General features: G+C 68.5%; 23 protein-coding genes and 1 pseudogene. 10 read left to right on the forward strand and 14 right to left on the reverse strand.

The window, feature by feature from the left end; all coding sequences use genetic code 11:
• Nucleotides 1–30: 30 nt before the first annotated feature.
• The 6 genes and pseudogenes from ACT6SE_RS14950 to ACT6SE_RS14975 form a co-directional block, all read right to left on the reverse strand.
• Entirely contained in the window at nt 31–459 is a 429-nt protein-coding gene (locus tag ACT6SE_RS14950; protein WP_401730001.1) for an MGMT family protein, read from the reverse strand.
• Nucleotides 366–1286, reverse strand: coding sequence for a DMT family transporter (locus ACT6SE_RS14955; RefSeq protein ID WP_014647921.1), 921 nt, complete (start codon nt 1284–1286; stop codon nt 366–368). The genes ACT6SE_RS14950 and ACT6SE_RS14955 overlap by 94 nt, the downstream gene beginning before the upstream one ends.
• Before the next feature lie 160 nt (nt 1287–1446).
• Nucleotides 1447–2805 (reverse strand): glutathione-disulfide reductase, encoded by a 1359-nt coding sequence (gene gorA, locus ACT6SE_RS14960; RefSeq protein ID WP_014647922.1) that lies wholly within the window; start codon nt 2803–2805, stop codon nt 1447–1449.
• A pseudogene (locus ACT6SE_RS14965) lies at nt 2802–2954 on the reverse strand (amino acid dehydrogenase); the annotation flags it as partial. The pseudogene ACT6SE_RS14965 and the gene gorA, both read right to left, overlap by 4 nt.
• A 35-nt stretch (nt 2955–2989) precedes the next feature.
• Nucleotides 2990–4234 (reverse strand): DUF418 domain-containing protein, encoded by a 1245-nt coding sequence (locus ACT6SE_RS14970; protein WP_041863671.1) that lies wholly within the window; start codon nt 4232–4234, stop codon nt 2990–2992.
• Nucleotides 4235–4333: 99 nt separating this feature from the next.
• Entirely contained in the window at nt 4334–4816 is a 483-nt protein-coding gene (locus ACT6SE_RS14975) for an FKBP-type peptidyl-prolyl cis-trans isomerase (protein WP_014647924.1), read from the reverse strand.
• A gap of 111 nt (nt 4817–4927) precedes the next feature.
• Here ACT6SE_RS14975 and ACT6SE_RS14980 point away from each other — a divergent pair, with 111 nt between their 5' ends.
• Nucleotides 4928–5467, forward strand: a complete 540-nt coding sequence (locus tag ACT6SE_RS14980) for a C40 family peptidase (RefSeq protein WP_026347086.1) — start codon at nt 4928–4930, stop codon at nt 5465–5467.
• A 131-nt stretch (nt 5468–5598) separates the two neighbouring features.
• Nucleotides 5599–6372: a C40 family peptidase gene (locus ACT6SE_RS14985; protein ID WP_046431862.1), complete on the forward strand. Its 774-nt coding sequence runs from the start codon at nt 5599–5601 to the stop codon at nt 6370–6372.
• Between the two features lie 10 nt (nt 6373–6382).
• Here ACT6SE_RS14985 and ACT6SE_RS14990 read toward each other — a convergent pair whose 3' ends face one another.
• Complete coding sequence (locus tag ACT6SE_RS14990; RefSeq protein WP_153643432.1) at nt 6383–6535, reverse strand: hypothetical protein; 153 nt, start codon at nt 6533–6535, stop codon at nt 6383–6385.
• A gap of 53 nt (nt 6536–6588) precedes the next feature.
• Entirely contained in the window at nt 6589–7923 is a 1335-nt protein-coding gene (locus ACT6SE_RS14995; protein WP_014647927.1) for a dicarboxylate/amino acid:cation symporter, read from the reverse strand.
• 154 nt (nt 7924–8077) lie between these two features.
• Between ACT6SE_RS14995 and ACT6SE_RS15000 the strand changes: the two genes are divergently transcribed.
• The 5 genes from ACT6SE_RS15000 (at nt 8078) to ACT6SE_RS15020 (ending at nt 13321) form a co-directional block, all read left to right on the forward strand.
• Nucleotides 8078–9784, forward strand: a complete 1707-nt coding sequence (locus ACT6SE_RS15000) for an alkaline phosphatase (protein ID WP_046431863.1) — start codon at nt 8078–8080, stop codon at nt 9782–9784.
• Nucleotides 9781–10320: a WG repeat-containing protein gene (locus ACT6SE_RS15005; RefSeq protein ID WP_032960809.1), complete on the forward strand. Its 540-nt coding sequence runs from the start codon at nt 9781–9783 to the stop codon at nt 10318–10320. Before ACT6SE_RS15000 ends, ACT6SE_RS15005 begins: the two co-directional genes overlap by 4 nt.
• 549 nt (nt 10321–10869) lie before the next feature.
• Nucleotides 10870–12156: a tRNA lysidine(34) synthetase TilS gene (gene tilS / locus ACT6SE_RS15010; RefSeq protein ID WP_235319619.1), complete on the forward strand. Its 1287-nt coding sequence runs from the start codon at nt 10870–10872 to the stop codon at nt 12154–12156.
• 36 nt (nt 12157–12192) lie between these two features.
• Entirely contained in the window at nt 12193–12453 is a 261-nt protein-coding gene (locus tag ACT6SE_RS15015; protein WP_014647931.1) for an exodeoxyribonuclease VII small subunit, read from the forward strand.
• The gene (locus tag ACT6SE_RS15020; protein ID WP_032961955.1) at nt 12443–13321 is read left to right on the forward strand and encodes a polyprenyl synthetase family protein; all 879 of its coding nucleotides are present in this window, start codon (nt 12443–12445) and stop codon (nt 13319–13321) included. Before ACT6SE_RS15015 ends, ACT6SE_RS15020 begins: the two co-directional genes overlap by 11 nt.
• 76 nt (nt 13322–13397) lie before the next feature.
• Here ACT6SE_RS15020 and ACT6SE_RS15025 read toward each other — a convergent pair whose 3' ends face one another.
• Both ACT6SE_RS15025 and pmbA read right to left on the reverse strand, forming a co-directional pair.
• Nucleotides 13398–13769 (reverse strand): DUF4870 domain-containing protein, encoded by a 372-nt coding sequence (locus tag ACT6SE_RS15025; protein ID WP_014647933.1) that lies wholly within the window; start codon nt 13767–13769, stop codon nt 13398–13400.
• Between the two features lie 87 nt (nt 13770–13856).
• Nucleotides 13857–15224 (reverse strand): metalloprotease PmbA, encoded by a 1368-nt coding sequence (pmbA, locus tag ACT6SE_RS15030; protein WP_046431867.1) that lies wholly within the window; start codon nt 15222–15224, stop codon nt 13857–13859.
• Between the two features lie 68 nt (nt 15225–15292).
• On the opposite strand from pmbA, the gene yjgA reads away from it, so the two are divergent.
• A complete protein-coding gene (gene yjgA, locus ACT6SE_RS15035) occupies nt 15293–15880 on the forward strand; it encodes a ribosome biogenesis factor YjgA (protein ID WP_014647935.1) in 588 nt (195 codons plus the stop codon).
• Between the two features lie 41 nt (nt 15881–15921).
• Here yjgA and tldD read toward each other — a convergent pair whose 3' ends face one another.
• Genes tldD through ACT6SE_RS15055 form a run of 4 tightly spaced genes read right to left on the reverse strand, consistent with a single transcriptional unit; the run spans nt 15922 to nt 23402 of the window.
• Complete coding sequence (gene tldD / locus ACT6SE_RS15040; RefSeq protein WP_014647936.1) at nt 15922–17367, reverse strand: metalloprotease TldD; 1446 nt, start codon at nt 17365–17367, stop codon at nt 15922–15924.
• A gap of 58 nt (nt 17368–17425) precedes the next feature.
• Nucleotides 17426–21283 (reverse strand): YhdP family protein, encoded by a 3858-nt coding sequence (locus ACT6SE_RS15045; RefSeq protein WP_046431869.1) that lies wholly within the window; start codon nt 21281–21283, stop codon nt 17426–17428.
• Between the two features lie 30 nt (nt 21284–21313).
• A complete protein-coding gene (gene rng, locus ACT6SE_RS15050) occupies nt 21314–22801 on the reverse strand; it encodes a ribonuclease G (protein WP_005418079.1) in 1488 nt (495 codons plus the stop codon).
• Nucleotides 22794–23402, reverse strand: a complete 609-nt coding sequence (locus ACT6SE_RS15055; protein WP_032961948.1) for a Maf family nucleotide pyrophosphatase — start codon at nt 23400–23402, stop codon at nt 22794–22796. The genes rng and ACT6SE_RS15055 overlap by 8 nt, the downstream gene beginning before the upstream one ends.
• A gap of 129 nt (nt 23403–23531) precedes the next feature.
• Between ACT6SE_RS15055 and ACT6SE_RS15060 the strand changes: the two genes are divergently transcribed.
• Together ACT6SE_RS15060 and ACT6SE_RS15065 are read left to right on the forward strand one after the other, a co-directional pair.
• Entirely contained in the window at nt 23532–24269 is a 738-nt protein-coding gene (locus tag ACT6SE_RS15060) for an SIMPL domain-containing protein (protein ID WP_046431870.1), read from the forward strand.
• Nucleotides 24270–24487: 218 nt separating this feature from the next.
• Nucleotides 24488–25138, forward strand: a complete 651-nt coding sequence (locus tag ACT6SE_RS15065; RefSeq protein WP_014647940.1) for an energy transducer TonB — start codon at nt 24488–24490, stop codon at nt 25136–25138.
• Nucleotides 25139–25221 lie beyond the last annotated feature (83 nt).

The following is a 25221-nucleotide window of genomic DNA, read 5'->3' on the forward strand; positions in this document are numbered from 1 at the left end:
AGGTCCGGCCTGTTCAGTCGCCAGCGGTGCTCAGCCCGGGCCCCACACCGCTGCGTCCAGCGCCGCCGCCGGATCGGTCGCCGGCATCCGCACCCGGCCGTTCTCCACCCGCACACCCTCGGCGCGCAACCGTTGTGACTGCTCGCGCCAGCCGGCCGACCCTTCTTCCATGGCAATGCGCCCGTCCGAGCGCAGCACGCGGTGCCAGGGCAGGTCCGGGTCGTCGTTCTGGCCCAGGATGCGTGCGGTCAGGCGTGCACGCCCAGGCAGGCCCGCGCGCATCGCCACCTGGCCGTAGCCCATCACCTGCCCCGCCGGGATTGCGCGGATCACCGCCAGGATGCGCGCACGCGCCTGCTCCGGCGTCAGCGCCGCAGGCGGGTCACCAGCAGAACGCCGATCAGCACCAGCACGGTGCCGGCGATCTGCGCCGGCCCCATCGGTTCGTCGAGCAGCCATAGGCTCATCACGATGGTGGAAACAGGGCCCAGCATACCGACCTGCGCGGCCAGCGACGAACCCACGCGCTGCACCGCCAGCATGATCGCCAGCACCGGCAGCACCGTGCACACGGTGGCATTGACCAACGACAGCCACTGCACCGGCGCCGGTGCCTGCCACAGCAGCGGCAGCGGATGGGTCACCGCGAAATGCAGCAGCACCAGCACGCTGGCCACGCAGCTGGCATAGGCGGTCAGCCGCACCGCACCGATGCGCGCGACCACCTGCCCACTGCCGAACAGGTACAGCGCATAGCTGAGGGCACTGCCCAGCACCAGCAGGCTGCCGACGATGATCTGCCCACCCTCGCGCTGCAGATCGTGGCCGAAGGCCAGCAGCACGCCGAGGTAGCTCAGCACCAGCGCACCGATCTGCCAGCGGCCCGGCCGCTGGCGCGCCAGCAGCACGTTGATCAGCAGTACCAAGGTCGGGTTCAAGTACAGGATCAGCCGCTCCAGGGTCACGCTGATGTACTGCAGTCCCTGGAAGTCGAGCAGGCTGGACAGGTAGTAGCCGGTGAAGCCCAGCCACAGCACGCGGGCACGGTCGGCCCAGGACAACGGCTCGGCCCGGCGCGCGGCCCACGCTGCCATCAACGCGAACAGGGGCAGCGCCATCAGCATGCGCAGGGCGAGCAGCGTGGTGGCATCGACGCCGTGGCGCAGGCCGAGCTTGACGATGATCGCCTTGCCCGACGCGGCGATGGCGCCGATCGCGGCCAGGCCGATGCCGCCCAGCGCAATGCGTGGGGAAGCAGTGGCGATGCGGGAAGCGGGAGTGGACATCAGGACGACGGCGGGCCGCGCAGAGCGGCCCGGTAAGGCGTGGGGGACGCTCATTGTCGCATGGGGGCGCCCGCTGCCCTGTAGAGCCGAGCCTGCGCTCGGCGTCGCCAGGCCGGGGCGAAAGGCTGCCGAGCAGGGCTCGGCCCCACAACATCCCGGCTCAGCGCATCAGCACCACTTCTTCGGCCGAGGTCGGGTGGATCGCCACGGTGTCGTCGAACTGGGCCTTGGTCGCGCCCATCTTCACCGCCACCGCAAAGCCCTGCAGGATCTCGTCGGCCGCTTCGCCCAGCAGGTGGATGCCTACCACGCGTTCTTCCGGACCGGCACAGACCATCTTGAACAGGCTGCGCTGGGTACCATTGGCCAGCGCCTGCAGCATCGGGCGGAAGCGGCTGTGGTAGACGCTCACCTGGTCGAAACGCCGGCGCGCTTCTTCCTCGCTCATGCCCACCGCGCCCAGCGGCGGATGCGAGAACACCACGCTGGCCACGTTCTCGTAATCCATTTTGGACTGCGGGCGCCCCCCGAACAGGCGGTCCATCAGCCGCCGCGAAGCGGCCACCGCCACCGGGGTCAGGCCGACCTTGCCGGCGATGTCACCGACCGCGTGCACGCTCGGCACGCGGGTGGTCTGCCACTCGTCCACCTGCACCTGCTCGTGCTCGCCGATGTCGATGCCGAGCGCTTCCAGACCCAGGCCACGGCTGTTGCCGCGGCGGCCGGCAGCGAAGAACACCGCATCGAACACACTGTCGATCGGGCCGTCATGGCCGAACGCCCGCACGCGCTCGCCATCGCGCTGCAGTTCGCGCAGGCGATAGTCGAAATGGATCCGCACGCCCTGCTGTTTCAGGTTCTCGGCCAGCTGATCGGTCAGCTCGTAATCGAAGCGCTCCAGCAGGCGCTTGCCGCGCACCAGCAGGCTCACGCGGCTGCCGAGCGCCTGCAGCAGGCCAGCCAGCTCCACCGCGATGTAACCACCACCGATGATCGCCACCTCGGCCGGCGCCGCACGCAGGTCGAAGAAATCGTCGGAGACCAGGCCCAGCTCCGCGCCGGGAATATCCGGACGCAGTGGATGCGCGCCAGTGGCGATCAGGATGTGTTCGGCGCTGTAGTGCACGCCATCACTGCAGGCCACGGTGTGCGCATCAAGCAGATGGCCACGTGCCGGAATGCGCACCACGCCGGTTTCGTCCAGGCGCTTGTGGTAGCTGGTGTGGATGTTGCTGATGTAGGCCTGGCGATGGATCACCAGTTCCTTCCACGACAGCGCCGGGCGTGCCTCGACATCGAAGCCCATCGCATTGGCCAGGCCGATGCGCTCGTGCAGGTCGGCCGCCAGCCACATCGCCTTCTTCGGCACGCAGCCGACATTGACACAGGTTCCGCCCAGTTCGCCGGGTTCCAGCATTGCCACGCGCTTGCCATGCTGCGCGGCGCGGATCGCACCGGCCAGGCCGGCGGAGCCGCCGCCAAGGACGATCAGGTCGTAATCATAGGATGCAGTGCTCATCGGAATCGCTCGGGTCGGTAAGGGGCAGGATCGATCGCTGGCGTGTGGCCGCAGACGAGATCGGCGATCCGCTGGCCGATGCCGGCGCTCATGCTGACGCCGAGCATGCCATGCCCCGCTGCAGGCCAGACGTGAGGATGCGCGGGCGCGCGGCCGATCAGCACAGCGCGTGCGCGCTCATCGCTCACCCCTGCTTCGTCCTGCGCCGCATCGGTGGCCACTGCCGGTAGGTCATTGCACGCCACAGCCATTCCATCGGACCAAAGCGGAAGCGCGCCAGCCACGCGTGCGAAACAGCCACCTGCACGGCAAACAACAGCAGCGCGAACAGCAGCTGCACGCTGCGCGGCATCATCTCGAACCTGCCCAGGCCGTAGTGGTAGAAGGTCCAGGTACACAGCAGCGACTGGCCAAGATAGTGGGTCAACGCCATGCGCCCCACCGGCGCCAGCCACGCCAGCCGCGTGCGCCAGTGCACGATCCACGCCAGGTAGCCCAGGCACATCGGCAGCCCGCCAACCGTGACCAGGGCCATCGCCGCGGTCACCGGCAGGTTGTAGGCGCCGGGTGCAAGGTAGGGTTTCCAGGCAACCCCCAGCAGCGTGACCAGCAGCCCCAGCGGCAGTGCGATCCAGCGCAGCGACGCGTACAGCCGCGGGAAGCGCTCCGGCGTCGCCAGCGCGCCACTGCCGGCGAACCAGCTGCCGAGCAGGAACATGCCCAGCACTTCCGGGCCGCTGATCAGCAACGCGCCCATCGAGGTGCCGAACTCGCTCAGGCGCTGCACAGTGGCCTGCGCCCAGCTGCCCTGCCCGTACACCTGCCGCTGCAGGTCGATGCTCTGCTGCGCCTCGGCAAGCATGCCCTGCACCTCTTCGGCCGAAGCCATCGACACCATCGCACCCACCAGCAGCATCATCGCTACACCGCCGAGGTAGACGATCACGCCCATCCACGGCAGCCAGCTGCGCGGCGCCTCGCGGCAGGCCAGCAAGGGCAACGAGACCAGCGCATACATCACCAGGATGTCGCCGGACCAGACCAGCAGTGCATGGCACAGGCCGATCAGCAGCAGGCCGGCGCTGCGGCGCAGGTAGAACGGGGTGAAGTCGCGCCCGGCCACCTCGGCGCGTTGTGCCATCACCGCAAAGCCGGCACCGAACAGCAGCGAGAACAGGGTGAAGAACTTGCCCTGCACGAACACATAGACGAAGGCGTCGGCCCAGTAATCGATGCCCCGCCAGTGCACGTCAATGCCGGTGAAGGCCAGGTCCAGCGGGCCGCTGAAAGCCTCGATGTTCATCAGCAGGATGCCCAGCAGCGCAGCACCACGCAGCACGTCCAGCACGGCGATGCGTTCGCCGGAAGCCACCGGCTGCAGGGAAGGAGAAGCGGCGTTCACGGGGCGTCCGTCAGGCAGGTCCGCCATTATGCCGCCGGCCCGTGCACCATGGATGGCCGCGGCGTGTTCCAGAAACGCAACGGCCCGCCGAAGCGGGCCATTGCTGCCATCACGATCGCGCTGCGATCAGTGCTGGTGACCGCCGTCGCCGTGGACGTGGCCGTGGTCCAGCTCTTCCTTGCCGGCTTCGCGCACGTCGACGATTTCGACGTCGAAGTGCAGGTCCTTGCCAGCCATCGGATGGTTCAGGTCAACGTCGACGACGCTCATGCCGACCTTCTGCACGGTCACCGCACGCGGGCCGAAGTTGGTCTGCAGCACGACCTGCTGGCCCGGCGCCAGCTTGGTATTGCCGAAGTGCTTCTTCGGCACGCGCTGGGACAGGCCCTCACGACGCTCGCCGTAGGCATCGGCCGCCTTGACGTCGACGTTGAAGGTCGCGCCGGCTTCCTTGTCCATCATGGCGTTTTCCAGGCCCGGGATGATGTTGCCGTGACCGATCAGGATCGCCAGCGGCTCGCCGCGGTCCTTGGACGATTCGATCGGCTCCTGGCCGACTTCGGAAACGGTGTAGTGGAAGCGGACAACGCGGTCTTTTTCGATCTTCATGCGCAACTCTGTCTGGATCTGCCGGAGGCAGGCGGGTTGGGGCGGGTTGTCGCCCGGCGGGGACGCCGCCATCATGACGGCCAATCCAAGGTGGCGCATTATCCGGAGATCATGCACATCACGCCAGTTTCGTCCGGCCAGCGCCGGTTTCTCGCCCCGGCCCTGCTGCTGGCCCTGCCCCTGTTGATGACCGCCTGTGGCGGTGGCAAGGCCACCCGCCCGGCCCCGCCCCCGCCCACGGCGAACTGGCCAAAGACCGTGCCGGACAACCCCGAGGCTGCCAACTCGGTGCTGATGCGCGCCATCAGCCTGGTCGGCACGCCCTACCGCTATGGCGGCAACACCCCGGATTCGGGCTTCGACTGCAGCGGCCTGGTCGCTTATGTCTATCGCGAGATGCTGGACCTGCGGCTGCCGCGCACCTCCCGCGACCTGGCGGCGGTGCAGGGCCCGAAGATCGACCCGCAGCGCCTGGCCACCGGCGACCTGGTGTTCTTCGGCAGCCGCGGCAGCGTCACCCACGTCGGTATTTATGTAGGTGAAGGGCGTTTCGTGCATGCGCCGAGCACCGGCGGCACCGTGCGCCTGGACTCGCTCAGCGGTCCCTACTGGAAGGACCACTACACAGGGGCGAAACGCGTCCTTCGCTAAAATGAACAGGCGATATATTCAAAACTGTGACGAACATCACTGTGCAACTAACGAATTACTAACGGAATTTTTAACTTATCCGCGCTTTTACAGGGCATGATGCCCCATCGTTTTTTTCCTGTGACCGACGCGTGACGACTGACGACCTGAAAAGCGAAGGCCAGACTTCCGTATCTTCACGTAGTGCCTGCCCGCTGTTGCTTGGCCTGGCACTGTGTCTGACCAGCCTTCCGGCCTGGTCGCAGACTGCTCCGAACCGTTCCGATGTGACCCCGGCCCCGGTGGCCGAGAGCACCGCCCGACCGGCCGCCAAGGCCGAGGCTGCCGCTCCGCAGCGCAGCCGCGTCGATGCCGCCGCCAGTGCCACGCTGGCCGCCCTGCTGCCGCACCTGGCCGCCAACGACACCATTCCGCTGATGGACCGCTCGGCCGTGGTGGCCGGCGACCTCAGCCGCCTGCTCGCCAACTACGACACCAGCAGCGCCGCCAATGGCAGCGTCGTCGGCACCGCCGCCGACAACGGCAAGGTGCAGTCGCTGCTGCGCCGCGCGATGACCCTGCTGGGCACCCCGTACCGTTGGGGTGGCAGCAACCCGGACAGCGGTTTCGACTGCAGCGGCCTGGTCGGTTATGTGTTCCGTTCGGCCCTGGGCATCGAACTTCCGCGCGTCTCGCGCGAGATGGCCCACGATGACAATGCCGAACTGATCAACGACCGCACCGCGCTGGCCGCGGGTGATCTGGTGTTCTTCGGCCGCAAGGGCCGCGTCGACCACGTCGGCATCTACGTCGGCGATGGCCGTTTCCTGCATGCGCCGAGCTCGGGCAAGGACGTCCGCGTGGACACCCTGCTCAGTGGCTACTGGGGCAACAAGTTCATGCAGGCCCGCCGGGTCGACCTCTGACCGGCTGGCGTCACAGCGCCGCCTGATACGCAAAGCAAAGCCGCTGCCCTGCAGCGGCTTTTTTGTTGGGCCCGCGTAATGGTGGGTAGCTGCCGACCTTGGTCGGCACCGCCTCCATCCACGCATGGCGTGGATCTACCACGGTCGGCAGCGCGTCAGCCATCTCCCAAACGAAAGGCCCGCCGGTCAGGGCGGGCCTTTCATCTCCACGCAACCTCAGCTGCGTGGCGGTGTCGGGTCAGGATCGTCCACGCCCACATTGCTGGACGGATTGTCATACACCGCCTGGTCCAGCAGCCCGGTTTCCTTGGCCACGATCACCGGCACCAGCATCTGGCCGGTCACATTCGTCATCGTGCGCATCATGTCGAGGATGCGGTCGATGGCATACAGATAGCCGATGGTCTCCAGCGGCAGGTTGGCTGCGCTCAGCACCACCGTGGCCATGATCACCGCGGTACCCGGCACGCCGGCCGTACCGAAGCTGCCCAGCACCGAGGCGATCAGCACCACCACGTACTGCTCCGGGGTCAACGGCACACCGCTGTACTGCGCGATGAACACCGCGCACAGCGCCGGATAGATCGCGCCGCAGCCATCCATCTTGATGCTGGCGCCCAGCGGCACCGCGAACGAACCGTAGTCCTTGTTCACGCCCAGGTTGTGGGTGATCGAACGCAGCGCCACCGGCATCGCGGCGAAGCTGGACGAGCTGACGAAGGCCACCTGCATGCCCGGCGCCGCGCCGCGGAAGAACTTCAGCGGGTTCAGGCCGTGCGCCAGCAGCAGCGCGCTGTAGACCACCACGATGTGCAGGGCGCAGGCCACGTACAGGGCCAGCACGAAATGGCCCAGCGGCAGCAGCTTCTCGAAGCCATAGCTGCCGACCAGGCCGGCGATCAGGCCGAAGGTACCGATCGGGGTGACTTCCAGCACGAAGCGGGTCACCTGGATCATGATGTCGCTCATCTGGCCGACCAGCTTGCGCGCCTCGGTCACCTTCTCGCCCAGCTTGACGATGGCAAAGCCCACCAGGCCTGCGAAGAAGATCACCGGCAGGATCGAGCCGCGACCGGCCGCCAGCACAGTCTCACCGGCCGCATTGACCTTGGTACCGATGCCGGACAGCGCGTAGAAGACATTGGCCGGCACCACGTCCAGCAGCACCTGCACCACACTGGGCACTTCGCGCGGCACGTAGTTGCTGGCCATTGTCAGCTGCAGCCCGCCGGCACCGGGCTGCAGCACGGTCCCCACGCCCAGCCCAACGCATACCGCCAGCGCCGCGGTGATCACGAACCACAGGAAGGTGCGGCCACTGAGCGCGGCGACCGACTTCTGCCCGTGCAGCGACGAGATTGCGTTGATGACCGCGAAGAACACCAGCGGCACGGCGATCATCTTGATCAGGGTGACGTACAGCTCACCGAGCGGGCCGAACCACGTTTCCGCGGCCGGGCCAAGCGCCCAGCCGGCCAGCGCGCCGAGCACGAAGCCACCGACCACGCGCTGCCAGAATGGAATCCGCAGCCAGGCAGAGACCAGCTTCATAGGCAATCCAGAGGGGAAGGAAGGGATGCTGGCACGATAGCCCAAGGCGGCCCGCAGAACGACCGCCCGGCCGGCAAATCAGTGTGTCATCGGCGTGCCTTGCAGGGGCGGGCATAATGAACGTCCCGTTACAGTTTGTGAGATCCCAGCGTCCATGCGCCGTTCCGTCTCCCTGTTGGCCGCCTGCGCCACCACCCTGCTGCTGGGCGCCTGCGCCAGCACCACCCCCGCCTCTGCCCCGGCCGGCCTGAAGGTCGCCGTCGACCCGGTCGCCCATCCGGCCGGCGAGACCCCGCAATGGTGGTACCGCAGTGGCGCCGCCCAGGCCGCCGCCAACGGCGCGATGTCCGGCAAGGCGAAGAACGTCATCCTGTTCCTCGGCGACGGCATGAGCCTGACCACCGTGGCCGCCTCGCGCATCTACGAAGGCCAGCAGAAGGGTGGCTCGGGCGAGGAGAACCTGCTGTCCTGGGAGCGCTTCCCGGCCACGGCGTTCAGCAAGACCTACAACACCGATTCGCAGACGCCGGATTCGGCCGGCACCATGACCGCCATCACCACCGGCGTGAAGACCCACATGGGCGCGATCGGTGTCAGCGCCGGCAGCCGCACCGACTGCGCCGACAGCCTGTCCAAGGGCCTGCTGACCTGGCTGCAGCTGGCCGACAGCGCCGGCCTGGCCACCGGTGTGGTGTCCACCGCGCGCCTGACCCATGCCACCCCCGCCGCCACCTATGCGCACTCGCCCGAGCGCAACTGGGAAAACGACACCGACCTGACTGAAGCGGCCAAGGCTGCAGGCTGCAAGGACATCGCACAGCAGCTGCTGTCGACCTCGCGTTATGGGCGCGGCCCGCTGGTCGCTCTCGGCGGCGGTCGCGGTGAATTCACCACCGTGGAAGAGCGCGATCCGGAATACGACGACAAGGTCGGCCAGCGCCTGGATGGCCGCAGCCTGGTGCAGGAATGGCAGCAGGCGCACCCGCAGGGTGCCTACGTGTGGAACAGCAAGCAGCTGGCGGCGGCCGCCAATGCGCCGGCCATCCTCGGCCTGTTCGAACCGGACCACATGCGCTACGAATACGAGCGCCCGCAGGATCCGGGCGGTGAGCCGAGCCTGGCCGAACTGACGGCTGCAGCGATCAGGAATCTGGCCAGGCACCAGGAAGGCTACGTGCTGATGATCGAAGGCGCGCGCATCGACCACGCCAACCACAGCGGCAACGCCTTCCGTGCACTGACCGAGACCGTGGCGCTGTCCGACGCGGTGCGCGTGGCCAACGAGCTGACCTCGGCCGACGACACCCTGATCATCGTCACCGCCGACCACTCGCATACGCTGAACTTCGTCGGCTACCCGGCACGTGGCAATCCGATCTTGGGCAAGGTGAAGGACAAGGGCGGCGAAGATGGTGCCGGCAAGCTGGACTACGCGCTGGACGGCACCGGCCAGCCGTACACCACGCTGAGCTATGCCAACGGCCCGGGCCATACCGGCAGCAGCAACCAGCAGCCGGCCGGCCCGAAGCGTTACCCGCACAACCCGAGCAGCTTCGAACCGGCCAACGGCCGCCCGAACCTGCGCGAGGTCGACACCGAGCATCCGGACTACATGCAGGAAGCACTGGTGCCGATGAAGTCCGAATCGCACGGTGGTGAGGATGTCGGCATCTGGGCGCGTGGCCCGGGCAGCAAGGCGATCCGCGGCACGCTGGAACAGAACGCGATCTACCACATGATCGTGCAGGCCACCCCGGCCCTGCGCGAGCGCCTGTGCCAGGCCGGCACCTGCGATGACAAGGGCGTGCCGGTGCAGCTGCCGGCACCGACGGCCTTCGAGCGCAAGGCCGAGGCCAAGTGATCGTGCGGCAGGCCCGCCTCGACCGCGGCCGCTTCGCGCGGTCGCTGGTCCTGCTCGGCGTACTGGCCGGTTCCAGCGCGCTGGCGCAGGCGCCGGCCTGCAAGCTGCTGACCGACGAACACGGGTTGTGGCCGCTGCCCAACTGCGAGGTGGTCGATCACCGGCCGAAGATCAGCGCCGATGCGCTGAAGGACCTGAACTACGACGACCACGGCCTGGCCGTGGTGTATGCCGACCAGGGCTTCCACTACGTCGACCGCAAGGGCCGCAGCCTGCCTGTGCTGACCTGGGACAACGGCCCGGAAACACCGCAGGAAGGCCTGCTGCGCGGCCGCGTCGGCAACCGCGTCGGCTACTTCGACCTGACGTTCCGCCAGGTGGTGCCCGGCACCTACGATTTCGGGTGGCCGTTCCAGGATGGCGTGGCCGAGGTCTGCAACGGCTGTCGGCGCGGCACGCCGGATGCCGATGGCCACACGCCGATGGAAGGCGGAGAGTGGTTCCGCATCGACCGCGCGGGCCGTCGGGTGAAGTAGGTTTTTCGGCAGGGCTGCGCCCTGCACCTGCTACACGCCAGAGCAATAGCAACGGCCACGGCCGAAGCAACAGCAACAGCGTGCGTTCCGTGGGATGGCGGGGCACTGTGGGTTTGCGGGGACGCCGTAAACCCGTCCCTGGGGGCTTGGTCGCCGCATCCATGCGGCTCACACCCCGCAAACCCACAGTGCCCCGCCTTCGACAGTTTTCCGGCGGCTGTTGGTAGGTGTCGACCTTGGTCGACACATCTGTCAGATATCGAAATAAATCGGGGTCAGATCCGTTTTCCGCAGGAAAACGGATCTGACCCCATCGGCACGTCCAACAGTTCGCAGGAAACTGTCGAAGGCGGGGTGGGTCCGGTTGCGGGGGCGTGAGCCGCATGGATGCGGCGACCGAGCTTACATGGACGTACTTGCAGCGGCCCCCGCAACCGGACCCACCCCGCCCACCCTCAGGAAACCAGCTTCTGCTGTTGCTGTTGCCGTTGCTCTGGATCGTAGCGGGTGCAGGGCGCAGCCCTGCCGAGCAACCCTATACTTGCCGCCGTGACTGCCTTCCCTGCCCTCGTTCCGCTGGATGCGCCACTGCTGGTGGGCTACAGCGGCGGTGTCGACTCGACCGTGCTGCTGCACTGGCTGTGGCGCTGCGCCAAGGCCTCCGGCACGGCGCTGCGCGCGGTGCACGTGCACCATGGCCTGCACCCCGATGCGGACGACTGGGTGCTGCATTGCCAGCAGCAATGCGCAGCGCTGGGCATCGAACTGGCCGTGCATCGCGTGCAGATCGACCCCACATCGGGCCTGGGCCTGGAAGGCGCAGCACGGCAGGCGCGACGCGCCGCGTTCGCCACCGAACTGCGCGACGGCGAAACACTGGCGCTGGCGCAGCACCTGGACGACCAGGCCGAGACCTTCCTGCTGCGTGCCCTGCGTGGCTCCGGCGTCGATGGTCTTGCCGCGATGTCCGCAGACAGCCGCGTAGGCGAACACCGTGTGTGGCGACCGCTGCTGGCGGTGCCGCGCCGTGCGCTGCTCGATTATGCGCACCAGCACGCGCTGCGCTGGGTTGAAGACCCCAGCAACGCCGACGACCACGCCGATCGCAATTTCCTGCGCCTGCAGGTGCTGCCGTTGCTGCGCCAGCGCTGGCCGCACGCCGCCGCGGCATTGGCGGGCAGCGCCCTGCATTGCCGGCAGACCCGCGAACTGCTGGACGAGGAGGACGCCGAGCTGATCGTGCATCTGGAGGTGGCACCGCGTGTGCTGTCGCTGCAGCTGCTGCGCCAGGTGTCACCGGGCCGCGCCGCGCGCGTGCTGCGTGCCTGGGTGATCGGCCATGGGGCCGCCCCACTGCCGGCCACGGTGCTGCAGCAGGCGCTGGACGAGCTGCTGCCAGCCAGCAACGATCGCCAGGCGCGGGTGCGCTGGCACGATCATGCCATCCAGCAATGGCGCGATCATGCCTATCTCCTGCCCGCGCAACTGCCGGCGCTTCCCCATGATTGGCAGGCCGGATGGGATGGACGCGCGCCATTGGCGCTGCCCGATGGCGGTCAGCTGCACCTGCACGGCGCCGAGGCCTTCGAACGGCCGCTCCAGGTCCGTGCGCGTGTGGGCGGCGAACGCATCCTGCTGCCCGGTCGCCAGCATTCGCATGCGCTGAAGGACTGCCTGCAACGCGAACACCTTGCCCCCTGGCGACGCGGCCAGCTGCCGCTGGTCTTCGATGGAGCGCAGCTGCTTGCCGCCGCCGACGTGGTCATCGCAGCTCCCCTGCAGGCCTGGTTGCAGGCCCACGACGCGCAGCTGCAGTGGCGTCCCGGCGGCTGGTGAATTGACCCCCGCGCGCAGCCCGTCCACACTTGCCGCATGGCCAAGAAGTCCCCCGAAAACGCCTCCCCGGTCGCCCAGTTCGAGCAGTCGCTCGAATCGCTGGAGCAGCTGGTGGAGCAGATGGAAACCGGCGAGCTGAGCCTGGAAGCGTCGCTCAGTGCTTACGAACGCGGCGTCGGTCTGTACCGTCAGTGCCAGCAGGCGCTGGAGCAGGCCGAATTGCGCGTGCGCCTGCTCAGCGATCCGGCCCAGCCGGAAACGGCCGAGCCTTTCGATCCGCCCAACCATGACGGCTGAAGCCCTGTTCGCGCGCTGGCGCGACCGTATCGAAAGCCAGCTCGATGCCGCCCTGCCCTCGCCTGCCGAAGCACCGCAGCGCCTGCACCAGGCCATGCGCTATTCGGTGCTGGGCGGTGGCAAACGCATGCGACCGCTGCTGGTGTATGCCAGTGGCCACCTGTTCGGCGCGCAGCCGGAACAGCTGGACGCGGCGGCGATGGCTGTCGAGCTGATCCACGCCTATTCGCTGGTGCATGACGACCTGCCGGCGATGGACGACGACGCCTTGCGCCGCGGCAAGCCGACCACCCACATCGCCTTCGACGAAGCCACCGCGATCCTGGCCGGCGACGCCCTGCAGACGCGTGCCTTCGGCCTGCTGGCCGATGCGCCGCTGCCGGCCACGCTGCGCGTGGCCTGCCTGCAGACCCTCGCTCACGCGTCCGGCGCCTCCGGCATGTGCGGCGGCCAGGCGCTGGACATCGATGCCACCGGCCAGCAGCAGACCCTGGCGGCACTGACCCGCATGCATGCGCTGAAGACCGGCGCGCTGATCCGTGCAGCGGTGCGCATGGGGGCGCTGTGCGGCCAGGCCCACGAGCCGCAGCTGGCCCAGCTCGACAGTTTCGCCGATGCACTCGGCCTGGCCTTCCAGGTCCGCGATGACATCCTCGATGTCGAAGCCAGTTCCGAACAGCTGGGCAAGACCGCCGGCAAGGACCAGGCGCAGGACAAGAGCACCTTCCCCGCGCTGCTCGGCATGGACGGCGCGAAGGCGCAGCTGCGCGAACTGGCCGCACGCATGCAGGCCACGTTGGCCGGCCATGGCGAAGAGGCCGATGCGCTGCGCGCGCTGGCAACGCTGGCGGTGGAACGCGATCACTGATCGCCGCCGGTGACGCTGCCCTCAAACAGGAACGCCCGGCAATGCCGGGCGTTCCTGTTTGCGCATGCGGCCGGTATTACTTGATCAGGCGCAGCGTGAACGGGTAGCGATAGGCTTCGCCGTTGTTGGCCTTGACTGCGGCAATGATGCAGAACACCAGGTTGATGATGCCCACGATCGGCGCCAGGATGCCGCCGATGATCACCACCATCAGGATGATGCTGATGACCATGGCGATGGTCACGGTGATCTGGAAGTTCAGCGCTTCCTTGGCCTGGTCGGTCACGAAGGCCTTGCTGGCGTCATCCTTGTTGATCAGCCAGATGATCAGGGCGCCGATGAACCAGGTGAAGATGCCCAGCAGGTGCGCAGCCAGCGCCATGGTGCGCTGGTCGGCCGGGGCATCGGTGGTTGCCGGCGGCGGCGGGACGTTATCGAATTCGCTCACGACAAAACTCCTTTTCATTGGGTGGTCTTGACCCACCAGCACCAAGCTGGTTGCGTCAGGCGCGCATAGCTTACGTCATCAATGCCATCAATCATTACCGGCGACGGTCATCCGCCCCAGCAGGATCGAACCGGTCCGGATGTGCGAGCGCGGGTCGACGTCGCTGCCGACCGCCTCGATGCTGCTGAACATCTCGCGCAGGTTGCCGGCGATGGTGACGCCGTCCACCGGGTACTGGATCTCGCCGTTCTCGACACGGAAGCCGCCCGCGCCTCGTGAGTAATCGCCGGTCACCCCGTTCACGCCCTGCCCCATCAGCTCGGTCACCAGCAGGCCGTCACCCATCTGCCGGGCGATCTCTTCCAGCGAGCCGGCATTGGCCGCCAGCTGCAGGTTGTGCACGCCGCCAGCATTGGCGGTGGTCTGCAGGCCCAGCTTGCGCGCCGAATAGCTGCCCAGCACGTAGCGCTGCAGTACGCCGTCACGGACCAGCGCCGAACTACGGGTGGCCACGCCGTCGCCGTCGAAGGCGGCCGAGCGCAGGCCACGGCGCAGGTGCGGCAGCTCGTCGATCTGCATCCACTCCGGGAACAGGCGTTGGCCGACGCTGTCCAGCAGGAAGCTGGCCTGGCGGTACAAGGCGCCGCCGGACACCGCCGACAGCAGGTGGCCGACCAGGCTGCGCGCCACTTCCGGGGCGAACAGCACCGGCATGCTGCCAGTAGCCAGTGAACGCGGCTGCAGGCGGGCCACGGTGCGCTCGGCGGCACGACGGCCGACCAGGCCCACGTCTTCCAGGTCCTCCCGGGCAAGCGCGCTGGTGTACCAGCCATCGCGCTGCATGCCATCGCCCTGCCCGGCGATCAGCGCGCAGCCGACCGAATGGTGGGTGCCGCGCTCACGACCAAAGAAACCATGCGAATTGGCATACACCGACAGGCTCTGCATGCTCGACACCGATGCGCCGTCGGAATTGCGGATCTGCGCGTCGGCCTCGCGACCGGCCGCCTCGCAGGCCAGGGCCAGGTCCACCGCCTCATCGGCCTGCAGCGCCCACGGGTGCCAACCGTCCAGCTCCGGGAAGTCGGTGGCCATCAGTGCGGCCTCGGCCAGGCCGGCAGCCGGGTCATCCTCGGTATGCCGGGCAATCGCGCAGGCCTGCTCGACCGTAGCGGCCAGGCTGGCCTCGTTCAGGTCACCGGTGCTGGCACTGCCCTTGCGCTGGCCGAAATAGACGGTCACGGCGATGCCGCGGTCACGCGTGGACTGCACGGTCTCGACCTCGCCGAGGCGGACATTGACCTCCAGTCCGCGGTCCTCGCTGCAACTGACCTCGGCCTGGCTGGCGCCCAGCGCGCGGGCGCGGTCGAGCAGCTGCTGGGAGAGGTCGGCCAGCCGTTCCAGCCGGGCCGGGCTGTCGTCGCCGACGGCCACTTCAGGGGCGATCACGTTCAATGCTTTATCCTGTACAGGTTGGGCCCGGCATCACGCCGGGCGACTTTTTTTGAGATCAGGTAGGGACGATGCGCGGACGCGACGAAGAAACCGGTGAATTCCACGACAAGAGCCGCAGCCAGAACCGGCGCGACGCGCTCGACGTCCTGGCCCTGGGCGAGAAGCTGGTGTCGTTGACCCCGGCCCAGCTGGCGCGCCTGCCGATCCCGGAAGACCTGCTGCCGCATATCGCCGAGTGCAAGCGCATCACCGCCCACATCGCCCACAAGCGCCAGCTGGCGTTCCTGGCCAAGCACATGCGCCGCGAGGACGAGGCAACGCTGGACGCGATCCGCGATGCGCTGGACGCCAACAGCGAGACTGGCCGCCGCGAAGTGGCGATGATGCACCGCGTGGAAGACTGGCGCGACCGCCTGTTGGCCGACGGTGACAAGGCGCTGGCCGCCCTGCTTGACGACTACCCGCAGGCCGACCGCCAGCAGCTGCGCACCCTGGTACGCAACGCGCAGGCCGAAAAGGCGAAGAACAAGCCGCCGCGCGCCTACCGCGAGATCTTCCAGGTGCTGCGTACGCTGATGCTGCCGGCGGCGCTGGGCTTGAAGACGGCGGGCGACGAACACGCCGGCGATCCGGTCGACGAGGCCGACGAGGACTGAGTCCGCGCCGGCCCGGGCGGTGGCCGCGGCCATCGCCACGCTCAGGCCTGCGTACCGCCGACGGTGATGCCCTCGATCAACAGCGAGGGCTGGCCGACACCCACGGGCACACTCTGCCCGTCCTTGCCGCAGATGCCCACGCCCTCGTCCAGGGCCAGATCGTTGCCGACCATGCGCACCTTCTGCATGGTCTCCGGGCCGTTGCCGATCAGGGTCGCGCCCTTCACCGGGGTGGTGATGCGGCCATCCTCGATCAGGTAGGCCTCGGTGGCCGAGAACACGTACTTGCCGCTGGTGATGTCGACCTGGCCACCGCCGAAGTTCACCGCGTACAGGCCCTTCTTCACCGAACGGATCATCTCCTGCGGGTCGTGCTCGCCGGCGCGCATGTAGGTGTTGGTCATGCGTGGCATGGTCAGGTGCGCGAACGATTCGCGGCGCCCGTTGCCGGTCGGGGCCATGCCCATCAGCCGCGCGTTGAGGCTGTCCTGCATGTAGCCGACCAGGATGCCGTCCTCGATCAGCGGGGTGCACTGGCTCGGGTGGCCTTCGTCGTCGATGTTCAACGAACCGCGGCGACCGTCGAGGGTGCCGTCGTCGACGATGGTCACCCCCGGTGCGGCGACGCGCTCGCCGATGCGGCCGGCGTAGACGCTGGTGCCCTTGCGGTTGAAGTCGCCTTCCAGGCCGTGGCCGACCGCTTCGTGCAGCAACACGCCCGGCCAACCCGGGCCGAGCACCACCGGCATCATGCCGGCCGGCGCCGGCACCGCGTCCAGGTTCACCAGCGCCTGGCGCAGCGCTTCCTGGGCCAGGGCTTCGGGGCGGCCGCTGGCGAACAGCGCTTCGTAGCCATAACGGCCACCACCACCGGCGTAGCCGGACTCGCGACGGCCGTTGTGTTCGACGATGACCTGCACGTTCAGGCGTACCAGCGGGCGCACGTCGGCCGCCAGCACGCCGTCGCTGCGGGCGATCAGCACCGTATCGACGCCGCCGGACAGGCTCACCATCACCTGCTTCACGCGCGGGTCGGCGGCACGCAGGTAGCCATCCAGGCGCTTGAGCACCTCGACCTTGGCCTCGTTGCCGATGCCGTCGATCGGGTCCAGCGCCGGGTACAGCGCGCGCGCATTGCCGCGCAGCAGCGAACGTCCGGTCTGCGCACCGCCCTCGCGCGAGATCGCGCGCGCCGACTGCGCCGCCGCCAGCAGCGCATCGGCATGGATGTCATCGGAGTAGGCGAAGCCGGTCTTCTCGCCGGAAATCGCCCGCACGCCCACGCCCTGCTCGATGGAATGGGCGCCGTCCTTGACGATGCCGTCTTCCACGCTCCAGCTCTCGCGGCGGGCGTGCTGGAAATAAAGGTCGCCGAAGTCGACACCAGGGCCGAGCAGCTGCCCGAAGGTGCGCTCCAGGCCGGCGGTATCCAGGCCGCCGGGGCGCAGCAGGCGGTCTTGGGCAAGCGTCAGGGCGATATCAGTCATGGTTTCGATCTGGGGGTGCGGGGGCGCTCAGGCAAGCCCCGTGAACAGGAAGCCGTGCTCAGCGCGAGCGCGGCAGGTCGGTGACGGTCGGCGGAATGACCGGTGCAGGTGCCGGCACGGGCGGTGATGGGGTCTTGTCGCGGCTGCGCTCGATCACTTCCACCTTCGGCTCCTTCCATGGACCGGTCACCTTGTAGGTACGGGCGCCAATCTCGCCCAGCGGCTTGGACAATACCGCATTGGTGGCCGCGCCCAGCGCCGCCCCCACCGGGCCGCCGGCCACCGCACCGACCACGGTCAGCAGGTTGCCCGCGCGCGGGTTGACGTCGATGGTCTGGTCGAACTGCTGGTTGCGCAGGTCGGCCTGGCCACGGATGGTGATGTTGGCCGCCGGGCCTTCGATCAGCACCTTGTCGGTGCGCGCCATGCCCTGACCGAACTGCATGCTGCCCTCGATCTGGTTGAACGCGAAGCCCTTGGAGAAGAAGTCGCGGAAATCGAACATCAGCCGCCGCGGCAGCTGCGCGACGCTGAGCAGGCCCAGCACGCGGCCGGCGCCCGGCTCCAGCTCCAGCAGCTGGCCATTGCGCGCATGCAGGTCGAGGCTGCCCTGCAGGTTGCCCAGCTGGAAGTCCGACGGCCCCCCGCTCCAGGCCGCCTGCAGCTGCGCCTGGCCGGAACCGCCGCGCAGCTGGCCGCCGTAATCAAGGTTCTGCATCAGCGCGCCCAGGTCCTCGCTGCGCACCTGCGCGGTCAGTTCGGTACGGGCGCCGCCCGTACGGCCGAGCCAGCGGCCGGTGATGTCGATTTCCTGGTCCGGCGCGCGGAAGCGCAACGCGTCCACGTTCAGGCCGTTGGCCAGCGGGCGCGTGCGCAGCACCGCCTGGCCCAGCACCACCTTGCCGAACTTCAGGTCGGCGATGTCCAGCGCGAACGGCGGCAGCTTGGCCGGGTCCATGTCGTTGGCACCGGCCTGTACCCGCGCCGGCGCGGCGGCCGCACCCGGTGCCGCCGGCAGTGACTGCCAGTGCACGCGGTCAAGCTGGCCGCTGATGGTGCCGCCGTCGGCGTTGGGTACGGTCAGGCGGCCGGCCAGCGACGGCCCGTCCAGGCGCACGTCCAGTGCCTGCGGGCCCGGGTGCAGCTGCAGCCGGGTCTGCTCGAACACTCCGCCGATCAGCTTGAGCTGGCCGACCTGCACGTCGACCGCGCGCAGCGGCATCGCGTCGTCGTCACTTCCACCGCGCGCCAGGCTGATCCACTCCAGCGCATCCAGGGTCGGGCTGCGGCCATTGACCGTCAGTCCGCTCGCCGGCGGCTCGCGGTCGACATGGTCGCTGCCCAGCGTGACCTGCACACCGGTCTGGTTGTTGTGGCTGCGCGCGGCCAGGGCCAGGCGCTGGCCGAACGCCACATCGATTCGGCCGGCGCCCATCGGCAGCTGCGCGGCCACCGTGGTCGCCAGCGGCTCGGCGGCCGGCTTGTCCAGCGGCGCCGGCAGGTCGAGCCGGGTGCCGATCAGGTCCGAACTCAGTCGCAGCTCGCTCGGCGGCGCAGGCGCGCCGGGCGCCACCTTGGGCAGGTTGACGCCAATGGTCCAGGCCGAATTGCCGTTGATGTAAGGCTTGAGCCAGGCCATCTCCGGAGCACGGTCGATCAGCACGCTGGCATCGAGGCGGGCGGTCAGCTGCGACTCGAAGGCGCGCGTGCTGTCATGCACGTAACCGCCGGCACGCAGGCTCAGCCGTCCTTCCTGGCCGAGGTGGCGCACCGCCAGGTCCTCGGCACCGAAACCGCCATTGCTGTAGCGCGCCTGCCCGTGCATGTTGTCAAAGGTCAGCTGGAAGCGCTTGTCGACCAGCTTCACGCCGGCCAGATCGACCGTGCCCTGCAGGTGGCCCTCGCCTTCATCCTGATGCAGCGGCTGCAGCAGATCGAAGGTCACATGGGCCGGACCACTGGCGACCAGATTGTCCAGCGTATCGCCGTAATCCTTGTGCAACGGGCTCTGGCGCAGCATCGCCAGCAGCTTGCCGGCCTCGCTCGGCGCGTCGGCACGTACGTACAACGGCTGGTGCCCGAAGTCCGGAATGCCCGCTTCGAATTTCTGTACCGCCACGCCGGCAAGATCACCCCGTCCACGCATGTCGAAGCCAGGGCCGATGAAGGCGATGTCGGCGTCGACCTGGCTCATCAGCGGCCAGTCGTGCTGGAAGCGGATGTCGCCATTGGTGATGTGGCCGGTGGCCTCGAAGCGTCCATCATTGTTGTCGAACGGCCAGTCGTCCAGGTCACCGGTGACCAGGCCGACGCCATTGCGCACCTGGCCGCCAGCCAACGCCATGTCCAGCCAGTCGGTGGCGCCCTTGCTCATCTTGGAGTGGATCCAGAAGCGCTTGGCCGCCGTCATCGGCACGTCGTCCAGCTTCGCGGCCAGCTGCAGCCACGGCCGCGTGCCGTCGCCCTGGAACCAGACCCCGCCGCGCACGTCGGCCGCGTAGTCGGTGCCTTCCACACGCATCGCCGGCGTCCCGATCCGCCAACCACCGCCCTCGTCGCGCCAGCCCACGATCTGTCCGGCCAGGTGCAGGTCATGGCGCACGCCGAAGCCGGTCGGCCAATCGAACTGCAGCTGCCGTTGCGGTTGCAGCTGCAGGCTGAAGCCGTCGGCGTCGCCTTCAAAGCGCCCGCCCAGGCCGCGCAGGCCGGGCGAGTTGCCCACGCTGGCGAAACCCAGCGACTGCAGTTCACCCTGCGCCCACAGGGGGCCATCGCGTTCGCCCGACAGCTGCAAGGCGCGCACGTCCAGCTGCGGCCTGGACAGGAACAGCCAGCGACGCAGGCCCGGCTCAAGGCGATCACTCAGAGCCAGCGCACGCAGTGCGATGCCGGCCTGCACTTCACCGGAACGGACCTGCAGCTGTTTGCCGACCTGCAGCTGCAGGCCATCGAGGCGCTGCTCGCCGTCTTCATTCTTCAGCCGCAGCTGCGGTACCTGCAGCGCCCAGCCCTCGGCCTGGCGCTGCCAGCGCAGGCGGGCCTGCAGTCGCTGCAGCTGCAGCTGCGGCGCCGCCATGCCGGGTATCGGTGCGCCATCGATACGCACGTCGCGCAGGTCCGAATCCGTGGTCAGCGCCACCGGCGCGAAATCGCGCAGGGTCAACCACAGGTTCAACTCGCCCTTGCCCTCGCGCAGGCGCACGCCGCCAGCCGCTAGCAAGGGCGCCCAGGCGTGGAAATCGACCGGGTCGGCGCCCAGCCAGGCCTCGCCGTTGCCGCGCGCACGGTCCACGTCCAGCACCGCGGTCAGCGGCAGCGCTTCGGGCTGCGCCCAGGCGCGTACGCCCACGCGCAGGCGATCGCCATTGACCCGCATGCGCAGGTCGATGCGCGGCAGCGTGGTGTCGATGCCCAACGTCGGCGCGTGCACGCCCAGGCGCCCTCCGATCACCTGCAGCTCGCCCAGCCGGCGCAGCGCATCCAGCGGATCGCCGCCGTTGTCCGATTGCGGCAGCCCGCGCACCGTCCAGCGTCCGTCCTCGCCCTGCTGCAGATCCAGCGCCAGGCCACGCAGGCGCAGCTCGGTCAGCGAGCGCCCGGGCAGCAGCCCGCTGTACATCGATACCAGCACCTCTGCCTCGCCGATCGCCAGGCCCTGCCCGGCGCCGATGCGCAGGCCTTTCAGCTGCAGCAGCGGGCCACGACGGGTCCAGGCGGTCTGCAGCTGGTCGAAACGCACCGGCTGGCCGGCACGCTCGCTCAGCCAGGCGGCAATCCTGTCAGGATGACGCTCGGCCAGCGGCAGCAGCTGGCTGAGCGTGCCCACCAGCAGTGCAAGCCCGACCAGGCCCACCGCACAGGCGGCAATGAAATGACGGCGGATCCTTCGCAGTCGCAGGCGCGGCGGCGCGCTCATCGGCCACCGCCGGCCTGCAGCCGGCGAGGATCAGAGCAGAACGACATCGAATTGCTCCTGCAGGTACTGCTCGTCCGCCTGGAAGCGGATGCTCTTGCCGAGGAACTCTTCCAGCTCGGCCACCGCCGAGGATTCCTCATCGGTAATGCGCGCGACCACCTTGGTCGAGGCGATCACCAGCAGGCGCGCAGCATCGAACTGGCGCACGGCACGGGTGATCTCGCGGAAGATCTCATAGGTCACCGTCTCGGTGGTCTTGATACTGCCGCGGCCGCTGCACTGCGGGCAGGTCTCCGACAGCTGGCGCTCCAGGCTTTCCACCGTACGCTTGCGGGTCATCTCCACCAGGCCCAGCGGCGAGAAATCATAGACCGTGGTCTTGGCATGGTCGCGGGCCAGCGCCTTTTCCAGCGTGCGCAGCACCTGGCGACGATGCTCCGCATCATCCATGTCGATGAAGTCGATGATGATGATGCCGCCCAGGTTGCGCAACCGCAGCTGCCGCGCCACCGCCTGCGCCGCTTCCAGGTTGGTGCGGAACACCGTTTCTTCCAGGTTGCGCTGGCCGAGGAACGAGCCGGTGTTGACGTCGATGGTGGTCATCGCCTCGGTCTGGTCGATCACCAGGTAGCCACCGGATTTCAGCGGCACCTGCTTGTCCAGCGCGCGGCCGATCTCGTCCTCCACGCCGAACATGTCGAAGATCGGGCGGTCACCGGAGTACAGCTCCAGCTTCTCGGCCAGCACCGGCATGTACTTGGCGACGAAGGCCTGCAGTTGGCCGAAGGTCTCCTTCGAGTCCACCTTCACCTTGTCCACGTCCTTGCGGATCAGGTCGCGCACCGACCGCAGCGGCAGGCTCAGGTCTTCATAGATGATGCTGCACGACGGCGCTTCGCGGCCGCGGCGCTCGACCACGTTCCACACGCGCGACAGGTAGGCGATGTCCTCGGCGATGGCCTCGGCCGGCTGCCCTTCGGCGTTGGTGCGCACGATGTAGCCGTAGCCGCCGTGCTGCGCCGACAACTCGGTCACCAGCGCCTTCAGGCGGGCGCGCTCGGTTTCATCCTCGATGCGCGCGGACACCCCCACCACCTTGGACTGCGGCAGCAGCACCATGTAGCGCGAGGGAATGCTGATCTGCGTGGTCAGGCGTGCACCCTTGGTGCCGATCGGGTCCTTCACCACCTGCACCACGATGTCCTGGCCGTCACGCAGCAGCTCGACGATCGGCACGCTGGCCGGCGGCGGCAGCGTCGTGTTCTCGGTGTCGGCACTGGCCACCGGGGCCGGGCGCACCACGTCGTTGGCGTGCAGGAACGCGGCGCGCTCCAGGCCGACCTCGACGAACGCGGCCTGCATGCCGGGCATGACCCGCTGCACCTTGCCCTTGTAGATGTTGCCGACCACACCCCGGCGCCAGCCGCGCTCGATGTGCAGTTCCTGCAGCATGCCGTTCTCGATCACCGCGACCCGGGTTTCGCGGGGGGTCACATTGACCAGGATTTCCTCAGACATCGGCAGCCTCCCTGGCGGCATCGGCAGTGGGGGCCGGCACGCCACAGCGCGCCAGCAGACGATCGGTATGCAGCAATGGCAGCCCCATGACGCCGGAGTAGCTGCCGGAAAGATGTTCGATCCAGCGCTCGGCCCCGCCCTGGATGGCGTAGGCCCCGGCCTTGTCCAACGGCTCGCCGGTGGCGACATAGGCGGCGATGTCGGCGGCGGCGATCGGGGCAAAGGTCACTTCGGAAATGACCAGTTCGCTGTCCAGCCCGTCGGCGCCGACCACCACCACCGCAGTCATCACCTGGTGGGTGCGCCCGGCCAGACGCGCCAGCATCGCGCGCGCGCCGGCGGCGTCGGCCGGCTTGCCGAACACTTCACCGTCCAGCACCACCTCGGTGTCCGAGCCGAGCACCCGCGCCTGCGGGTCCTCGGCCAGCACCCGGGCCAGCCCGGCGCGCGCCTTGTCGGCGGCGACCCGGCACACATACTGTTCGGCACTCTCGGTCGCGGCGCGCTGCTCGACGACCTCCAGGTCCAGGGCCTGGAAGGGGCGTCCGAGTCGGGCCAGCAACTGGTTGCGTCGGGGGGAGCGGGAAGCAAGATAGAGCATCGGCACAGCATAACCTGAGCCCGTCACCTGAATCGTCGGCAACCCGTTACGGAACGCGTACAACCCCTTACAGGCTCACAGCGCGTTCATCGCTACGACACCACCCTCACCGCACAACAAGGAGATCCCATGCGCCTGACCGCCACCCCGCTGCTGCTCGCCCTGTCCCTCGCCCTTGGAACCTCGATGACCGCCCATGCCGCCCCGTCGTCGCCGTCGATCGCCGCCGCGGCCGAAGGCACCCTGCTGAACATTTCGGCCAACGCCGAGGCCACCCGCGTGCCGGACGTCGCCACCCTGTCGGCCGGCGTGGTCACCCAGGCCGCCGACGGCAACAGCGCCATGCGCCAGAACGCCCAGCAGATGGACAAGGTGCTGGCCGCGATCAAGGCCGCCGGCATCGCCGAGCGCGACGTGCAGACCAGCGGCGTCAGCCTCAACCCGCAGTACCGCTATGCCGACAACGAGGCGCCGAAGATCACCGGCTACCAGGCCAGCAACACGGTCAGCCTGAAGGTCCGTGACATCGCCAAGCTCGGCAAGGTGCTCGATGCGCTGGCCGCTCAGGGCGCCAACCAGATCAACGGCCCCAGCTTCGAGATCGACCAGCCCGAACCGGTCTATGACGAAGCCCGCCTGGCCGCGCTGAAGAAGGCCCAGGCCCGCGCCCAGACCTATGCCAAGTCGCTGGGCCTGCAGGTGCGCCGCATCGTCAGCATCTCCGAGAACAGCAGCGGCGGTTTCCGCCCGATGACGATGATGCGCACCATGGCGGCCGGTGCGGCGATGGACAAGGCCACCCCGGTCGCACCGGGTGAATCGACCCTCTCGGTCAACCTGGACGTGGTGTTCGAACTGGGCCGCTGATCGCGTCCGCCACGGTCGACGACACAGGCGGGTCCCGCAGGGGGCCCGCCTTTTTCGTGCCCCCGCCGACACTGGCTGAAGGCCAGCCCAACGATCATGCCCCTGCCTCTAGGCAGTAGCCGTCATGCCGCGCTACTGATGGACTGCCAGCCGCGTGCGGCAACCCCGCCACGGGCCCTGGTGCGTTGAGGACTTCGTCACTGGCATGGAGGTGGATCATGGTTCGTACGTACCCCGTTGCATCCCTGCATTTCGACCCCGCCCGGGTGGCCGCCTGGAGCGCGGCGATCGCTCTGCACCTGCTGGCCTTCCTGTTGCTGCTCATCCCTGCGACCTACCAGGCCGTGCAGGTCCCGCGTGAAAAGACGCCGGTCCGGCTGATCGAGAAGATCCCGCCACCGCCAACGCCGCCGGTTCCGGTCCCGCCCAAGGAGATCGTCCAGGTGGTGCCGAAACCGCGAACGCAGCCGGTGGTACCGCCACTGCCGGCGCCCACCGCGACCGTGGAGGAGACCCAGGGCATCGCGCTGCCGGCCGCCGAACCGGCTCCGCCGCAGCTGGCGCCCAGCATCGACACGTCCACCCCTCTGGCCGGCGCCCAGCTGCAGTACCGCAGCGCCCCGCCGCCGACCTACCCCATCCAGTCCCTGCGCAACCACGAACAGGGAACAGTGCTGTTGCGGGTGGAAGTGGACAGCCATGGCCAACCGGTCGCGGTCAGCGTCGAGCGCAGCAGCGGCTCGCGCAACCTGGACCAGGCCGCCCGCCAGCAGGTGCTCCGGCACTGGCGCTTCGAGCCTGCCCAGCGTGACGGCGTGGCAGTTCCGGCCATCGGCCTGGTACCGGTGCAGTTCTCGCTGCCCGACTGAGCCCCACCACCGGCCCGGCCTCGCGCCGGGCCGGTCCCTGCCGCTGCCCGGGAAATGCGGACAGGCCGGGACCAAGCGTTTCC

This window comes from Stenotrophomonas sp. LC732 (assembly GCF_052446685.1).
Classification (GTDB): Bacteria; Pseudomonadota; Gammaproteobacteria; order Xanthomonadales; family Xanthomonadaceae; genus Stenotrophomonas; species Stenotrophomonas muris.

What these genes read in the sequence shown, in the direction of transcription:
- rng (WP_005418079.1), bottom strand. Translation starts at nt 22,801, where the DNA reads ATGTCTGAGGAAATCCTGGTCAATGTGACCCCCCGCGAAACCCGGGTC.
- ACT6SE_RS14955 (WP_014647921.1), bottom strand. Translation starts at nt 1,286, where the DNA reads ATGTCCACTCCCGCTTCCCGCATCGCCACTGCTTCCCCACGCATTGCG.
- ACT6SE_RS14970 (WP_041863671.1), bottom strand. Translation starts at nt 4,234, where the DNA reads ATGGCGGACCTGCCTGACGGACGCCCCGTGAACGCCGCTTCTCCTTCC.
- ACT6SE_RS14990 (WP_153643432.1), bottom strand. Translation starts at nt 6,535, where the DNA reads ATGGCTGACGCGCTGCCGACCGTGGTAGATCCACGCCATGCGTGGATG.
- ACT6SE_RS15000 (WP_046431863.1), top strand. Translation starts at nt 8,078, where the DNA reads ATGCGCCGTTCCGTCTCCCTGTTGGCCGCCTGCGCCACCACCCTGCTG.
- ACT6SE_RS15045 (WP_046431869.1), bottom strand. Translation starts at nt 21,283, where the DNA reads ATGAGCGCGCCGCCGCGCCTGCGACTGCGAAGGATCCGCCGTCATTTC.
- ACT6SE_RS14995 (WP_014647927.1), bottom strand. Translation starts at nt 7,923, where the DNA reads ATGAAGCTGGTCTCTGCCTGGCTGCGGATTCCATTCTGGCAGCGCGTG.
- ACT6SE_RS15015 (WP_014647931.1), top strand. Translation starts at nt 12,193, where the DNA reads ATGGCCAAGAAGTCCCCCGAAAACGCCTCCCCGGTCGCCCAGTTCGAG.
- gorA (WP_014647922.1), bottom strand. Translation starts at nt 2,805, where the DNA reads ATGAGCACTGCATCCTATGATTACGACCTGATCGTCCTTGGCGGCGGC.
- ACT6SE_RS14975 (WP_014647924.1), bottom strand. Translation starts at nt 4,816, where the DNA reads ATGAAGATCGAAAAAGACCGCGTTGTCCGCTTCCACTACACCGTTTCC.
- ACT6SE_RS15055 (WP_032961948.1), bottom strand. Translation starts at nt 23,402, where the DNA reads ATGCTCTATCTTGCTTCCCGCTCCCCCCGACGCAACCAGTTGCTGGCC.
- ACT6SE_RS14950 (WP_401730001.1), bottom strand. Translation starts at nt 459, where the DNA reads ATGGCTGCTCGACGAACCGATGGGGCCGGCGCAGATCGCCGGCACCGT.
- yjgA (WP_014647935.1), top strand. Translation starts at nt 15,293, where the DNA reads ATGCGCGGACGCGACGAAGAAACCGGTGAATTCCACGACAAGAGCCGC.
- ACT6SE_RS15065 (WP_014647940.1), top strand. Translation starts at nt 24,488, where the DNA reads ATGGTTCGTACGTACCCCGTTGCATCCCTGCATTTCGACCCCGCCCGG.
- ACT6SE_RS15060 (WP_046431870.1), top strand. Translation starts at nt 23,532, where the DNA reads ATGCGCCTGACCGCCACCCCGCTGCTGCTCGCCCTGTCCCTCGCCCTT.
- tldD (WP_014647936.1), bottom strand. Translation starts at nt 17,367, where the DNA reads ATGACTGATATCGCCCTGACGCTTGCCCAAGACCGCCTGCTGCGCCCC.
- ACT6SE_RS14980 (WP_026347086.1), top strand. Translation starts at nt 4,928, where the DNA reads ATGCACATCACGCCAGTTTCGTCCGGCCAGCGCCGGTTTCTCGCCCCG.
- ACT6SE_RS15020 (WP_032961955.1), top strand. Translation starts at nt 12,443, where the DNA reads ATGACGGCTGAAGCCCTGTTCGCGCGCTGGCGCGACCGTATCGAAAGC.